This window comes from Aeribacillus sp. FSL M8-0254, from assembly GCF_038008845.1.
Classification (GTDB): Bacteria; Bacillota; Bacilli; order Bacillales; family Aeribacillaceae; genus Aeribacillus; species Aeribacillus composti.
Window position 1 is genome coordinate 2,274,483 of the sequence record NZ_JBBOZY010000001.1, and the last position, 14,425, is coordinate 2,288,907.

Annotated in this window: 14 protein-coding genes; all 14 read right to left on the minus strand. The window is 40.6% G+C overall.

What is annotated here, in order from left to right; all coding sequences use genetic code 11:
- Window positions 1-645 precede the first annotated feature (645 nt).
- Window positions 646-726 (minus strand): stage V sporulation protein SpoVM, encoded by an 81-nt coding sequence (spoVM, locus tag NSQ44_RS10970; protein WP_063388445.1) that lies wholly within the window; start codon window positions 724-726, stop codon window positions 646-648.
- A gap of 220 nt (window positions 727-946) precedes the next feature.
- The gene (rpe, locus tag NSQ44_RS10975) at window positions 947-1,594 is read right to left on the minus strand and encodes a ribulose-phosphate 3-epimerase (RefSeq protein WP_340857057.1); all 648 of its coding nucleotides are present in this window, start codon (window positions 1,592-1,594) and stop codon (window positions 947-949) included.
- Window positions 1,595-1,596: 2 nt separating this feature from the next.
- Window positions 1,597-2,481, minus strand: a complete 885-nt coding sequence (gene rsgA, locus NSQ44_RS10980) for a ribosome small subunit-dependent GTPase A (RefSeq protein WP_340857058.1) — start codon at window positions 2,479-2,481, stop codon at window positions 1,597-1,599.
- An 18-nt stretch (window positions 2,482-2,499) separates the two neighbouring features.
- Window positions 2,500-4,467 carry a Stk1 family PASTA domain-containing Ser/Thr kinase gene (pknB, locus tag NSQ44_RS10985; protein ID WP_340857059.1) on the minus strand — a complete coding sequence of 656 codons (1,968 nt, stop codon included), beginning with the start codon at window positions 4,465-4,467 and terminating at the stop codon, window positions 2,500-2,502.
- The gene (locus NSQ44_RS10990) at window positions 4,461-5,219 is read right to left on the minus strand and encodes a Stp1/IreP family PP2C-type Ser/Thr phosphatase (RefSeq protein ID WP_063388449.1); all 759 of its coding nucleotides are present in this window, start codon (window positions 5,217-5,219) and stop codon (window positions 4,461-4,463) included. Before NSQ44_RS10990 ends, pknB begins: the two co-directional genes overlap by 7 nt.
- A gap of 4 nt (window positions 5,220-5,223) precedes the next feature.
- Complete coding sequence (gene rlmN, locus NSQ44_RS10995) at window positions 5,224-6,288, minus strand: 23S rRNA (adenine(2503)-C(2))-methyltransferase RlmN (RefSeq protein ID WP_066246552.1); 1,065 nt, start codon at window positions 6,286-6,288, stop codon at window positions 5,224-5,226.
- Window positions 6,285-7,631, minus strand: coding sequence for a 16S rRNA (cytosine(967)-C(5))-methyltransferase RsmB (gene rsmB / locus NSQ44_RS11000; protein WP_340857060.1), 1,347 nt, complete (start codon window positions 7,629-7,631; stop codon window positions 6,285-6,287). The genes rlmN and rsmB overlap by 4 nt, the downstream gene beginning before the upstream one ends.
- Window positions 7,628-8,563, minus strand: a complete 936-nt coding sequence (gene fmt, locus NSQ44_RS11005) for a methionyl-tRNA formyltransferase (protein WP_340857061.1) — start codon at window positions 8,561-8,563, stop codon at window positions 7,628-7,630. The genes rsmB and fmt overlap by 4 nt, the downstream gene beginning before the upstream one ends.
- Before the next feature lie 77 nt (window positions 8,564-8,640).
- Window positions 8,641-11,052 carry a primosomal protein N' gene (gene priA / locus NSQ44_RS11010; RefSeq protein WP_144597708.1) on the minus strand — a complete coding sequence of 804 codons (2,412 nt, stop codon included), beginning with the start codon at window positions 11,050-11,052 and terminating at the stop codon, window positions 8,641-8,643.
- 3 nt (window positions 11,053-11,055) lie between these two features.
- Window positions 11,056-12,267, minus strand: coding sequence for a bifunctional phosphopantothenoylcysteine decarboxylase/phosphopantothenate--cysteine ligase CoaBC (gene coaBC, locus NSQ44_RS11015; RefSeq protein WP_144597709.1), 1,212 nt, complete (start codon window positions 12,265-12,267; stop codon window positions 11,056-11,058).
- Window positions 12,268-12,339: 72 nt separating this feature from the next.
- Window positions 12,340-12,540 (minus strand): DNA-directed RNA polymerase subunit omega, encoded by a 201-nt coding sequence (gene rpoZ / locus NSQ44_RS11020; protein ID WP_063388646.1) that lies wholly within the window; start codon window positions 12,538-12,540, stop codon window positions 12,340-12,342.
- The gene (gene gmk / locus NSQ44_RS11025; protein WP_063388455.1) at window positions 12,540-13,163 is read right to left on the minus strand and encodes a guanylate kinase; all 624 of its coding nucleotides are present in this window, start codon (window positions 13,161-13,163) and stop codon (window positions 12,540-12,542) included. Before gmk ends, rpoZ begins: the two co-directional genes overlap by 1 nt.
- A 12-nt stretch (window positions 13,164-13,175) precedes the next feature.
- Window positions 13,176-13,439, minus strand: a complete 264-nt coding sequence (gene remA, locus NSQ44_RS11030) for an extracellular matrix/biofilm regulator RemA (protein WP_063388456.1) — start codon at window positions 13,437-13,439, stop codon at window positions 13,176-13,178.
- Window positions 13,440-13,461: 22 nt separating this feature from the next.
- A complete protein-coding gene (locus NSQ44_RS11035) occupies window positions 13,462-14,337 on the minus strand; it encodes a YicC/YloC family endoribonuclease (RefSeq protein WP_340857062.1) in 876 nt (291 codons plus the stop codon).
- Window positions 14,338-14,425: the final 88 nt, after the last annotated feature.

A 14,425-nucleotide genomic window follows, 5' to 3' on the forward strand; every position in this document is an offset into this window, starting at 1 on the left:
ATTATGATCAGAAGAAATCGGCGAATCCCGATATCTTCTGATCAAAAGTATTTCGAAAATAAGCGTTTAAAAAATCGGCGCTTTAACAAACTGCCCGTTTTGTTTCAATACTCTTTATTCACCTTTTGAAGCACTCCCAATGTCACATTTCTTCAAGCACATTCTTCTTTTTAGGCGAATTCTGCAACTTTAAAATCCACTTTAACATGAAATTTTTTCAAACTGCTAAAAAAACTACATAGGTTATTTACTACATATTAACGATCGGAATACATTCCACTTTCTTAAACAGTTTGCCTTTCTTCAGCGCGATCCGTGTTCCTTTTGGCATACACAAAATCAACCGCATAAAGTCTACTTAAATTAAAAAAATTCTTTTTACACAAAAAAGATGGAAGAAAAATGAGGCAGCTTTTTAATATTGAAGACAAAAACCCCTGCCATTTGCTGCATTTGTTGACAGTTTGCTAAAAAAACGAAGGCAACATGCACTTAATCGGGGTCCTCTATTATTTTTTCCAGTTGAAGCCGAACATTCTAACATAATGGTAAATCCCCACAATATAATTTGGTATAAAAAAAGCTTGTAGAGTTCACACCATTTGGCTTTGTCTACAAACAGAAAGCACCTTGATAGGTGCTTCTTTAATCTTTCTTAAATGAACCGAGCATTGCCCGTATAATTCCTCCTAAAAACCTCGGAAGCTTAATTGTATAAAATCTCATTTATATTTACCCTCCCCATGAGAAATCTAAAAAACGTCTATAAGTAGCATATTCATCATCCGTATTTTAGATACTAATTAGAACGTCTTCATCAACTTTTCTTACAATATCTTTATGCATGAAAAAAATAAAAAAGTACATGACATTTATTGATGAATCAACTTAAAAATGAAAAATTTTTTCCTTTAAATGTGAAAAGAACCGCATATAAACGGTTCTTTCACATTCCTCTTATAGATTTGATCGCTTGTTTGCGATCTTTTTCATTATAAATGGCTGATCCTGCCACAAGCACATTTGCTCCAGCTTCCACACACAATTTGGCTGTTTCAGCGTTGATGCCGCCGTCCACTTCGATCTCAACTTGCAAATTTCTTTCTTTCAAGATGCTAGAAACTTGCTGAATTTTTTTGATGACTGATGGAATAAACGCTTGTCCGCCAAATCCAGGGTTAACCGTCATCAAAAGCACGAGATCAACATCTTCTATTACATGCTCGATCATCGATACAGGAGTATGTGGATTTAAAACAACACCTGCTTTCACTCCATTCGATTTGATTAAATGGATCGTTCGATGAAGATGCGGGCAGGCTTCCGCATGAACGGACAACAAGTCGGCTCCTGCTTCAACAAAAGCAGGAATATAACGATCAGGCTGTTCAATCATTAAATGAACATCAAGCGGCAGCTTGGTCACTGGGCGGATCGCTTGCACAACGAGCGGACCGATCGTAATATTCGGCACAAAGTGGCCGTCCATCACGTCAACATGAATGTAATCCGCTCCTCCTTTTTCCACATCAATAATTTCTTCTGCCAATCTAGAAAAATCTGCGGATAAAATCGAAGGTGCAATTTTAACCATGTTCAATACCTCGGCTTTCTTTCTTTTATCTCTTCTAAAAACTGAAGATAATGTTCGTACCTGTAGGTGGAAATATCGCCATTTTCAACCGCTTCTTTAACGGCGCATTTTGGCTCCTTTTGATGGAGACAGCCTCGAAACTTACATTGAATGCTAAATTCTTTTATCTCTGGAAAGCAATTCGGCAAGTCAGCAGCTTCTATACCCGTAAACTCCAGCGAACTAAATCCGGGCGTATCGGCGACTAGTCCCCCTCCCAATGAAATGAGCTCTACATGTCTCGTTGTATGCTTTCCTCTCCCCAAATGATCGGAAATTTCTCCTGTCTTCAATTGCAAACGGTTATCCAGGCAGTTCAACATGGAGGATTTGCCAACTCCAGATTGCCCGGCAATCACTGAAATGCTGTCTTTTAAATAAGGAATGACCTGTTTAACTGTTTCAGGCTCTTTTGTAGTCATCAAAAAGACAGGATAGCCAATTTTTTTATAATCTTTGGCAAACTGACGAATCTTTTCATCTATTACATGATCTGCAATTAAGTCCATTTTTGTAATACAAATGATCGGGCGAATGTTTTTGGCTTCCATTAACACCAAAAAGCGATCCAGCAGCTTGGCGCTAAAATCTGGACTTACAGCGGAAAAAACTAAGATCCCTTGATCAATGTTTGAAATGGGCGGACGGATCAATTCATTCTTTCTTTGCAAAATTTCTAGAATATAGCCTTCTTTTTCATTTTCCGCCTGAAAAATAACTTCATCTCCTACTAGAGGGGAAATTTTATTTTTTCGAAACACCCCTCTTCCCCTGCATTGATAAAGCTTATTTTCAGCTAATACGTAATAAAATCCGCTTAACGCTTTAACAATTTTGCCTTTTGGCATACATGACCTCCTTTTTCATTAATTTTCAGGATAAGGAACTGTTTCAGTTTTCACCACTTCATTATTCAGCAAAACTTGATAATAAGCGGATTGACCAGGTTGAATCGTCAGCTCAATTTTCTTTTTGGTAGGCTTTGATATTTTAAATGTTTCATAAGGTTCACCGATAGAATGCTCAGCATCATTGATATAAATACCCACTTCCGCTTCTTCGCCGTGAATTTCGGGATCAAACGGGATCTCTACTTCACGGACGACTTTTTTGTCCGGCTTTTCTTCCGGACCTAAGGAAATAACCACTTCTATTTTTTCACCTGGAAGCACTTTTTTTCCTGCACTCGGTGATTGGGAAATCACTTGACCGGCAGGAACTTCATCGGAATGTTCTTCTTTCTTTGAAAAAGATAAACCTTCTTTTTCCACATAGTCCTTAACAGCTTCTTCTGTGTATCCCGTTAAATCTGCAAGCGTGATTTTTCTCGGTCCTTTGCTCACGGTTAATGTAATTTCATCTTCATCAGGAATGAGCTCTGCTCCCTCACTCGGAGATTGGTCAATGACAGTTCCTTCCTCTTCTCCGCTATATTCTTCCAATACTGTAATGTTGGAAAATCCTTTTACTTCAAGGAGCTGTCTTACTCTTTCGATATCCTTCCCGATATAATTATCAAGCGTCACCTTTTTCTTGCCTGCACTTTCATAAATGATAATAGAAGAACCTTCTTCTACCATTTCTCCTGCTTCTGGTTCTGTCCTTATGACATATCCTTCTTCAATTTCATCGTTTTCCAACAAAATCGTGTCTTTGACATCAAATCCTTCCTTCAGCAATTGGTTGACAGCTTCCTCATATGTTTTCCCTCTCACATCAGGCACTTCTACATCTTTTGGAAGGATTAGTTTAGGAAGAACGAGAAGTGCTAAAATGATGGCTATGATGACTACAGTTGTCGTCATCCATAACATTTTCAGCCATTTTCTTTTTTTCTTAGGGCTTACAATATTTTCATGCTTTTGTTCCTTTTCTGCTCCCGTCGACTTTCGATCCTTTGCATGATGAATGATTGTTTGTTCCCCAGTTTCAGGTATATCATGTAAAACAATCGGATGGGTGATCGTTTTTTCGTCGTTATCAGGTATTTCAAATTTCTTTTCATCTAATCTGTCTGTATTAAAGGCAGTACGAATATCTTCTCCCATTTCTTCCGCAGAGGAATAACGGTGAAGAGGGTCTTTCGCCATCGCCTTTAAAATAATATTTTCGACGCTTTGGGGGATCTCAGGGTTCCATCTCTTTGGAGACGGAGCTTCTGATTGCAAATGCTTTAAAGCGATTGATACGGCCGATTCCCCGTCAAAAGGGAGCCTGCCTGTCAGCATTTCATACAGGACGATGCCGAGCGAATAAATGTCAGATTTTTTTGTTGCAATCTGACCTCTCGCTTGTTCAGGCGACAAATAATGTACAGAGCCCAGCACGGAATTAGTGTGGGTAATGGTTGTTGATGTCAGAGCCATAGCAATCCCAAAATCGGTCACTTTAATGTTCCCGAGGTTGTCAATAAGTATATTGTGCGGCTTTATATCTCTATGGACAATTTGATTTTCGTGTGCGTGAGCAATGGCTGATACGATTTGCTCCATTAAATTTAATGCTTCTCTAGGATGCAAAGGTGCATTTTGCTGGATGTACTGCTTTAACGTCTTGCCTTCCACATACTCCATCACGATGTAGTAAATGTTATCTTCTTCGCCGACATCGTAAATGCTGACGATATTCGGATGGGCAAGGCTTGTTGCCGATTGTGCCTCTCTCCTAAATCTTCGTATAAACTCATCATCATCTGAAAAATCTAATCGTAAAATTTTAATGGCAACGTCGCGTTCTAAAATAATGTCTCTTGCTAAATAAACGTTTGCCATTCCTCCTCCGCCAATCACTTTCAAAATTTTATAACGGCCGCTAATCCGCTTGCCGATCAGCATGTTCCATCACTCTCGTGGCCGATGACATGTTTATAAATAATGACAGAAATATTGTCATCGCCGCCGTTTTCATTTGCTAGCCGTATTAATTCCTTCGCTTTTTCTTCCAGTGATTGGTCGGATGATAAAATTGATTCCATTTCATGTTCCTGCACTTTATTCGATAAACCGTCAGAACAAAGAAGCAAATAATCGTTTACTTCTAGGCCGACTGTTTTAATATCTGCATCGACAGATTGTTCTGTGCCGAGAGCCTTCAATAAAATGTTTTTTCGCGGATGCTCTTTCGCATCCTCTTTTGAAATTTGTCCCGATTTCACAAGCTCGTTCACTAATGAATGATCATCGGTAATTTGAGCAAAACCGGCTTTATTTAACAAATAGCATCGGCTGTCGCCAATGTGGGCGATTGTAGCAAAGCTTTCAGTACAGATGGCGCCGACAAACGTCGTGCCCATTCCTTTACATTCCTTATGTTCATTCGCATATGTCAAAAGTTCTTCGTTGACTTCGGCAATATGATCGTTTATCCAGCGCTCCGCCTGCTCGGGATGTTCCATTTTTTCCGCTTCGTTCCAGCTTTTTTCAAAATGCTCGATCGTCATTCTGCTTGCGACATCGCCTGCGAGGTGGCCACCCATTCCGTCAGCCACGACAGCTAAAATTTGCCCGTGTCGGTTAAGAATGGCACTTGCGGCGTCTTCATTATGGGTTCTGACCTTCCCTTTGTCAGTAAAAACAGCGGTTTTCATTTATTCACCTCGTCTCTATTTTTCGCTCTTTTGCCCTTAACTGTCCGCAAGCTGCATCAATATCGTGTCCATGTTCTCTTCGGATCGTGACATTAATCCCTTGTTCCTTTAATGTCCGTTCAAATCGAAAAATTTGATTTTTGCTCGTGCGAACATAATTCCGCTCCGGAACATAGTTGACTGGAATTAAATTCACGTGGCATTTTAAATCTTTTATTAGCTCAGCAAGCTCGAGTGCGTGCTCCACTTGATCATTTACGCCTCCAAACAGTCCGTATTCAAATGAAATTCGCCGCCCTGTTTTGTCAATATAATATTTGACTGCCTTCATTAAATCAGGAAGCTTAAAAGCTTTATTGATCGGCATTAGCTTTGTGCGCAGTTCTGTATTCGGTGCATGGAGGGAAATAGCTAAATTGATTTGTAAATTTTCATCAGCAAATTGATAAATTTTAGGGATAATTCCGCTCGTTGAAACAGTAATGTGGCGGGCGCCAATGTTCAATCCTTTTTCGTCGTTGATGATTTTTAAAAATGACATCATTTCTTCATAGTTGTCAAAAGGCTCTCCAATCCCCATTATGACGACATGGCTGACTCGTTCGCCGATTTCATCTAAAATTTGCTGCACTTTTATGACTTGAGCTACAATTTCCCCCGCAGATAAATTTCTTTTTAATCCACCTAATGTGGAAGCGCAAAAGGTGCACCCGATTCGGCAGCCAACTTGTGTTGTCACACATACTGAGTTTCCGTAATTATGCCTCATTAACACCGTTTCAATGGAATAGCCGTCATGGAGCTCAAACAAAAATTTCATCGTGCCGTCTTTTGACGTTTGCTTAACAATTGTTTTCAATGTTGTCAAATCGAAATGCTCCGCCAATGCTTCCTTCAATGACTTTGGCAAATTGGTCATTTTATCGAAAGAGGCAGCGCGTTTTTTATACAGCCATTCAAAAATTTGTGCTGCTCGAAAGCTTTTTTCGCCTTGTTGTTCAAGCCATTCTTTTAAATCGGAATATTTTAACGAATAAATAGATGGTTTTACTTGCATCTTGTCCATCATTGTACCTTCCTTCTCAAAGCCGCGATAAAAAATCCGTCGGTATTGAAATATTGCGGCAAAATTTGCACAAAGCCGTTTTCGACGTATTGTCGAACTTTTTCCGGCATTCGATCTTTTAACGTCTCATCTAATTGAAAGTCATCATGCTCCTTTAAAAAATATTTTATCATCTCCTCATTTTCTTGTTTATCTATTGTGCAAGTGCTATAAACAAGCAAACCTCCAGGCTTCACCAAATCAGCTACGGAAGCTAATATCTTTTTTTGCACTGATGTTAAAGAAAGAATATCTTCTTCTGTTTTCGTATATTTAATTTCCGGTTTTTTTCTTATGACACCGAATCCGCTGCACGGTGCATCCACTAAAATTTTATCGAAGCTGTTTGGCGGAAAATGCTCCGAGGCGTTGCGGCTGTCCAGCACTTTTGCGCTTACATTCAAGAGCCCAAGCCTTGATGCTTGTTTTTCGATGAGCTGGATTTTATGCTCGTGCAAATCTAGGGAGACGACTTTACCCGTATTATTCAAAAGCTCTGCAATATGAGTTGACTTCCCTCCCGGAGCTGCACATGCATCCAAAATTTGCTCTCCTTCTTTTACATGTAAAGCTAGCGAGACGAGCATCGAGCTTTCATCTTGAATGGTGAACCAGCCTTTTTGATAGAGGCTCGTATTCGCTAAATTTCCTTTTACAGCTTCGATGGCCTCATCAACCAGCTTTCCCTTTACCGCCTTTATTCCTTCTTTTTCCAAAGCAGCGATCGCCTGAGGAACTGTCGTTTTCAGCTTGTTCACTCTAGCTGTCTGTTTAGCATGCAAAAGCTGCGAGGATAATATATTTTCCGCAGTCTCAAACCCGTATTGACTCGCAAGCCGTTCGACAAGCCATTTCGGAGCGCTTGTCTTTACCGCTATACGCTCAATCGGATCTTGTATATCTTTAATGGTAGGGAGGCCTTTTCGTTGTATATTTCGCAAAACACCGTTTACTAGAGCCGCAATCCCTTTATGTCCTCTCTTTTTGGCGATTTCCACTGCCTCATAAAGAACCGCGCGGTCAGGAATCCGATCTAAATACACCATTTGATAAAGCGATATTCTTAAAAGCTGGATCACCCAATTGCTAATTTTTTTCTTTTTCTCTAGAAAATGCGATAAATAGTAATCAAGAGTCAGCTTCCGCTGGATGGTTCCGTAGACAAGCTCTGTCAATAAAGCAGCATCTTTTTGCTCCAATTCATATTTATCAATCCATGTGTTTAGCAGCAGGTTGCTGTATGCTTGTTTTTCTTCGATGGCCACTAGTAAATCCATTGCTAGTTCTCTTGCATTTCGTTTTTTCATTCGAATGTCATCCCTATTTCAATTTGCGTTCCTCTTAAAAATTGCTCGCAGCTCATTTTTTTCTTTCCGGACGGCTGAAGCTCAATAATTTTAATGGAAACGTCATTTCCTGTTGCAACAACGAAACCGTCCTTGTCGACGGAAACAATTGTTCCAGGCTCTGCTTGGTGTTCTTTCTTCACTTTTTCTCCCCACCAAATTTTAATCGTCTTTCCGTTCAAAACCGTGTAGGCAACTGGCCAAGGATTTAACCCGCGAATGTGGTTGTACACCTCTTCACCGCTTTTCGTCCAATCGATTTTTTCCTGTTCCCTTTGAATATTCCAGGCAAATGTGGCTTTCGTTTCATCTTGCGGAATTGGAGTTATACTGTTTTCTAAAATTTTCGGTATCGTTTGTGATAAAAGATTGGCGCCTGCTTCGCTCAATTTGTCGTGCAATGTAGCAACCGTATCCCTTTCATCAATTGGAACTTCGACTTGTGTTAAAATATCTCCGGCATCCAGTTTTTCCACCATATACATGATCGTAACTCCCGTCTTCTTTTTGCCTTGCATGATGGCATAATGAATGGGTGCTCCGCCTCGCAGCTCAGGCAAAAGAGAAGCATGTACATTTATACAGCCATATTTCGGTGAGTCCAAAATCTCTTTTGGCAAAATTTGACCAAAAGCAGCCGTTACAATTAAGTCGGGTTTTAACGCCAAAATTTTTTCTATTTCTTCTTTGTGACGGATTTTTTCAGGTTGAAACACTGGAATGTTATGTTGTTCTGCAGCCACTTTTACAGGCGGAGGCGTCAATTGTTTTTTTCTTCCTTTCGGGCGGTCTGGCTGTGTGACAACCGCACAAACGTCATGACCGTCTTTTACGATTCGATTTAGCACTGGTACAGCAAAGTCAGGCGTGCCCATAAATATAATTTTCGCCATACATATCTCCCTTCTATTGTTTCCAACTCATCGACATCTAAAAACTAGATATGATGCTAACAATTTACATAACCAATTTATAGAATGGTATACGGATTTAGATCAATCATCAATTTTAAATCCGTTTGCGACATGTCCTCTTCATAATGCTCGAACAATAATTTCAGTGTTTTATACAAGTTTTTTTCCCGTTTGTATTTTATCATGCATTGAAATCGATATCTATCTTTCATCTTCGGTATTGGCGAACTGACAGGACCGAGGATCTGCGCCTCATTTGATAAATGAAGCTTTAAATATTGTCCAATTTTCTCCGTTACTTCAGCTGCTTTTATCGCATTTGGATGGGAAACGGTAATGAGAATGAGAAAATAATAGGGCGGATAGGCAAAAGATTTTCTCATTTTCATTTCCTGTCGATAAAATGTTTCAAAATCATGCAAGCTTGCCAATTGAATGGAGTAATGCTCAGGCGTATAAGTTTGAATCACCACTTCCCCCGGAAGCTCATGCCGGCCTGCTCTTCCGCTTACTTGCGTTAATAATTGAAACGTTTTTTCTCCAGACCGGAAATCAGGAAGATGGAGCATCGTGTCAGCCGAAAGCACTCCGACCAATGTGACATCAGGGAAGTCCAATCCTTTTGCAATCATTTGTGTTCCAAGCAGGATGTCTGCTTTTTTTTCGCCGAATGCGTTTAAAAGCTTTTCATGCATTCCTTTACGGCTGGTCGTGTCGACATCCATCCGTATGACACGCGCTTCCGGGATAAGCCTGTTGAGCTCTTCCTCGATACGCTGAGTTCCTGTTCCGAAAAAGCGAATATGCTCGCTTCCACATTCTGGGCATCGAGACGGCATGGCTGTTTCGAATTGGCAATAGTGGCATTTTAGCTTTTCCCCATGCCGATGATAAGTAAGGGAAATATCGCAATGAGGACATCCTATGACATGTCCGCAATTTCTGCACATGACGAAGGAAGAATAGCCGCGCTTGTTTAATAAAAGTACAGATTGCTCTCCTTTCTTCAAGCGATCTGTCAGCTTTTCAAACAACGTTCTTGAAAACATCGATCGGTTGCCGTTTCTCAGCTCCTCCCGCATGTCGACAATATGGACTTCCGGCAGAGGACGGCGGTTGACGCGTTCTTTTAAAGTTAACAACGTATAAACGCCTTTTTGTGCTCTCGCAAATGATTCAAGCGTCGGAGTGGCGCTTCCTAAAATGACTGGACATTGATGATATTTCCCTCTGTAAATGGCAACGTCCCTTGCATGATACCGAGGACTTTCCTCCTGTTTATAGCTAGTTTCATGCTCTTCATCAATAATAATGATGCCGATATTTTGAAACGGGGCAAAAATTGCTGATCTCGCCCCGACGACAAGCTTCGCTTCTTTCCGGTAAATTTTCCGCCATTCATCGAACTTTTCCCCGCTGGACAACCCGCTATGAAGAACAGCAACCTGGCTGCCAAATCTGCTTTTAAACCGCTGAACCATTTGAGGAGTCAACGATATTTCAGGTACTAGCACGATCGCTTCTTTTCCTTCATTCAATACCTTCTCGATCGCTTGCAAATAAATTTCCGTTTTGCCACTTCCCGTGACCCCATACATTAAAAATACTTCGTGCTCGTGTCGATTCAGCTTGTCTAAAATCGGCTCCATTGCACGTTTTTGTTCGTCAGTTAACGGTAAAGGCTTCGTTCTCGGAAACTGTTTATGCTCATAAGGATCTCTGTAAATTTCTACTTGCTCCTCTGTCAAAATACCTTTTTTAATTAACGCTTTGACGGCAATTGAAGCTCCTTGTATGCTGTTCGTCAACTCCGTTAATAAAATCGGATTAGGATGATCAATAAAAAATTGAATAACCTCTTTCTGTTTATGGGCGCGAGCTGGCAAATGCTGAAGCTGTTCTTCAAGCTCACGAACCGGCAAAAGAGGCTTTACATATTTCACAAGCCGTTTTTTTTGCTTTTGTTCGACACGATAATCGATTTGCAAATTCCCATTACGAATCTCCTTTTGAACGACGGCGACAAGCGATGAAGGTAAATCCTCCCATGAAAGCGGCCCTCCTTTTTCGAAAGCAGTCCTGATCTCTTCAGGCAAATCCTCCAATTGAGCGGAGCTCGATGGCTTGATTTCTTTTATGTACCTCGTTTTCATCGCAGCCGGAAGCATTGCCTGAAAAGCGGTGATTTTATAGCAAAGAGTCGTTTCACTAAGCCATGCGCCAAGCTCTAACAGTTCATGATTTAATACCGGTTCCGGATCAAAAAGCGAATGGATCGGTTTCACACTGTCAATATCTGTTTCATTTTTTAACTGAACTACAAATCCAGTAAGCTTGCGGGAGCCGAAAGGAACGATGACCCTCATGCCAGGCTGGATTACGCCAGCGAATTTATTTGGAATTTCGTAGTCAAATAGCTTGTCCGTGCCTTTTGCCGGGACATCCACAACAACGCTTGCATACCGCATTATCTATTCACCTTTCAAAAGCTTTTCAATTTCTCTTAAAATTGCATTTGCCACTTCTTTTTTAGACATAAGCGGATACGCCTTCTTTTCTCCGTTTCTATGAAAAATCGTCACTATATTTGTATCCTTTTGAAATCCTGCTCCTGGTTCATTTACATTGTTGGCGACAATTAAATCCAAGTTCTTTTCATTCAGCTTATGCAGCGCATATTGTTCAACATTTTCCGTTTCCGCCGCAAATCCTACCAGCAATTTTGTTCCTTTCTTCTCGCCGAGTCTTTTTAAAATGTCTTCCGTACGTTCCAATTCAATGACTAATGAGCCGTCCTTTTTTTTCATTTTTTGATCAAATGTTTGTTTCGGCCGATAATCAGAAACTGCGGCAGATTTAATCACAATGTCGGCTTTGTCAAAATGGTTCATCACTTCATGATACATCTCTTCAGCACTTTCAACTGGCACAAATGTCACCCCGGCCGGCGGCGCAAGAGAAGTCGGACCGGAAATTAAAATTACGCTCGCTCCAAGCTCCTTCGCCTGCTCGGCGATCGCATAGCCCATTTTTCCGCTTGAATGGTTGGAGAAAAACCGGACAGGATCTATTTTTTCCCTTGTCGGCCCCGCAGTAATGATAATTGTTTTCTGATTCAAGACGGAAGGTACCTTCGTTTGATCGGAAAAATGGTTTTGAATGAGTTCAACGATTTTGTCCGGCTCTTCTAGGCGGCCTTTGCCAACGTAACCGCATGCAAGATGTCCTTCTTGCGGTTCAATAAACTGATAGCCGTCCCGATCAAGCGTTTCAATGTTGCGTTTTACAGCCGGATGGTCATACATATGTACATTCATTGCAGGAGCAATCCAAACCGGTGCAGTTGTCGCCAGCAGTGTCGTTGTCACCATATCATCGGCAATCCCTGAGGCAAGTTTCCCAATGATATTGGCAGTTGCTGGAGCTACGAGCACTAAATCAGCCCAGTCGGCTAAATCGATATGTGCAATCACTTTCGCATCTTTTTCATCAAAAGTATCTAAAAACACTTCATTTCTCGATAGTACTTGAAACGTCAAAGGGGTGACGAATTTCGTAGCAGATTCTGTCATGATCACTTTCACATCAAAACCCGCCTGTGTCAGCTTGCTCGTCAAAGCTGCAGCCTTGAAAACCGCTATTCCTCCCGTTACACACAATAAAATACGTCTCGGACGTGCCACTTTGCTCTCCTCCTATTTCTCAGCTTTTAAAAAAATAACAACCTATCAAGTAGGTTGTTATGACAGCAGCTATTATTTCTCAATCTTTTCATAATTAAGCAGCCCTGCATCAATTTCTTCCAGCGCTTTTCCGACATATTTTACAGATACCGTGTTTTCCAATTGCTGGTCATTGTTTTGCTGCATTTGCCGCGCTCTTTTTGCTGCTACAGTTACTAGTGTATATTTTGAATTGATACGGTTTAATAGGGAATCAATTGATGGATAAAGCATCAAGACTCAACCTCCAAAAATTTTTTGTACATTTGTGCAACTCTTTCCCTTCTGCAATGTTCAGCAGTCACAATCGCTTTAATTTTTTCACAGGCAAGATTCACTTCATCATTAACAACAACATAGTCATAATAATCCATCATGTCAATTTCTTCTTTTGCTTTTTTCATCCGATTATTGATCAAGTCAGCTGACTCTGTTCCTCTCGTGACAATTCGATTTTTCAGTTCTTCCAGGCTAGGCGGGAGTAAAAATATAAACAACCCGTCAGGAAATGCCTTTTTAACTTGAAGAGCCCCTTGAACTTCAATTTCTAGAAAAACATCTTTTCCTTCTGCAAGTGTTTTCTCTACATATTCAACGGGTGTACCGTAATAATTCCCAACATATTCTGCCCATTCAAGCAGTTTGTTTTCCTTAATCATCTGTTCAAATTGTTCGCGTGTTTTAAAAAAATAATCTACACCGTCCTTCTCACCCTCCCGTGGGGTTCTCGTCGTCACTGAGATCGAATATTGAAAATTGACGTCTTTTTGTGCAAACAACGCTTTGCGAACTGTGCCTTTTCCCACTCCGGACGGTCCAGACAAAACAATTAACAAACCTTTTTTCTTTAATTGCATTTCAATTTTACCCTACCCTTCATCAGACAGCTCATCTTTATTGGAAAGCCTTTGAGCAACTGTTTCCGGTTGGACGGCAGACAATATAATATGGTCAGAATCCATTATAACAACTGCTCTCGTCCTTCTTCCATATGTCGCATCAATAAGCATTCCTCGTTCTCTTGCATCTTGAATCATCCGCTTTATCGGAGCCGATTCGGGGCTTACAATGGAAATGATGCGGCTTGCAGAAACGATGTTGCCAAAGCCAATATTAATTAATTTAATTCCCATGATTTTTCCCCCTAAAAAGCCTTTATTCAATATTTTGAACTTGCTCTTTTAATTTTTCAATAACAGTTTTCAATTCCACAACGAAAGCAGAAATGGCCGAATCATTCCCTTTAGCTCCGATCGTATTGGCTTCCCGGCTCATCTCTTGTACGATAAAATCAAGCTTCCGCCCTATCGGTTCATCTTTTTCGATCGTTTTTCGAAACTGGCTCAAATGGCTTTCTAATCTTGTCAATTCTTCCGTAATATCCGATTTGTCAGCGAAAATTGCCACTTCCAACAATATTCTATTCTCATCAATATTCCCTGTTATAAACTCAGATAAACGCTTTTGCAATTTATCTCTGTAGTTGCTTGCGACAATACTGGCTCTTGATTGAATATACTCTATGATTTGCTCTAACGCTTCCAAATGCTCAAGCAAGTCTTCTTTTAGCTTGCTTCCTTCTGCAGCCCGCATTTCCAGCAGTTGATTGGCCGCTTCATGAACAGCTTCTAACATCATACATTCAAGCTCTTCATTTTCATTCGCAACCTCTTGAATTTCAAAAATATGTTCGTCATGCAAAAGGTGCATGAAACGAATGGAATCATCTATATGAAAACGGCGTTTCATTTCGTTCAAAGCGTCTATGTATTGAGCGGCAAGGGACCAGTCAACGTTTAGGGTTCTGGAAAAAAGACCCTCTCCGCTGACCGTGATGTACAATTCCACACGTCCTCGATTTATATAAGATTGTACGGCTTTCTTTATTTTTTCTTCAAGCGAAAAAAAATTTTTAGGCATCCGCACGCTGATTTCACAAAACCGGTGATTGACCGATCTCATCTCAACTGTTATTTGCATCTGCTGCACCGTTTTTACCGAGCGGCCAAATCCCGTCATGCTTAATACCATTGTATCACATCCGTTCTTTCGTCGCCTTCAAAACAAAAGAAAAAAAGAAAGGTCATAGAATAGCATCTATCACCTGAAAAAATTATAA

Excerpts from the sequence above, each read along its gene's own strand:
- NSQ44_RS11035 (WP_340857062.1), bottom strand. The coding sequence starts at position 14,337 with ATGGTATTAAGCATGACGGGATTTGGCCGCTCGGTAAAAACGGTGCAG.
- rpoZ (WP_063388646.1), bottom strand. The coding sequence starts at position 12,540 with ATGCTTTATCCATCAATTGATTCCCTATTAAACCGTATCAATTCAAAA.
- gmk (WP_063388455.1), bottom strand. The coding sequence starts at position 13,163 with ATGCAATTAAAGAAAAAAGGTTTGTTAATTGTTTTGTCTGGACCGTCC.
- fmt (WP_340857061.1), bottom strand. The coding sequence starts at position 8,563 with ATGGCGAAAATTATATTTATGGGCACGCCTGACTTTGCTGTACCAGTG.
- NSQ44_RS10990 (WP_063388449.1), bottom strand. The coding sequence starts at position 5,219 with ATGAAAACCGCTGTTTTTACTGACAAAGGGAAGGTCAGAACCCATAAT.
- pknB (WP_340857059.1), bottom strand. The coding sequence starts at position 4,467 with ATGCTGATCGGCAAGCGGATTAGCGGCCGTTATAAAATTTTGAAAGTG.
- rpe (WP_340857057.1), bottom strand. The coding sequence starts at position 1,594 with ATGGTTAAAATTGCACCTTCGATTTTATCCGCAGATTTTTCTAGATTG.
- rsmB (WP_340857060.1), bottom strand. The coding sequence starts at position 7,631 with ATGAAAAAACGAAATGCAAGAGAACTAGCAATGGATTTACTAGTGGCC.
- priA (WP_144597708.1), bottom strand. The coding sequence starts at position 11,052 with ATGCGGTATGCAAGCGTTGTTGTGGATGTCCCGGCAAAAGGCACGGAC.
- rsgA (WP_340857058.1), bottom strand. The coding sequence starts at position 2,481 with ATGCCAAAAGGCAAAATTGTTAAAGCGTTAAGCGGATTTTATTACGTA.
- remA (WP_063388456.1), bottom strand. The coding sequence starts at position 13,439 with ATGGGAATTAAATTAATTAATATTGGCTTTGGCAACATCGTTTCTGCA.
- rlmN (WP_066246552.1), bottom strand. The coding sequence starts at position 6,288 with ATGATGGACAAGATGCAAGTAAAACCATCTATTTATTCGTTAAAATAT.
- spoVM (WP_063388445.1), bottom strand. The coding sequence starts at position 726 with ATGAGATTTTATACAATTAAGCTTCCGAGGTTTTTAGGAGGAATTATA.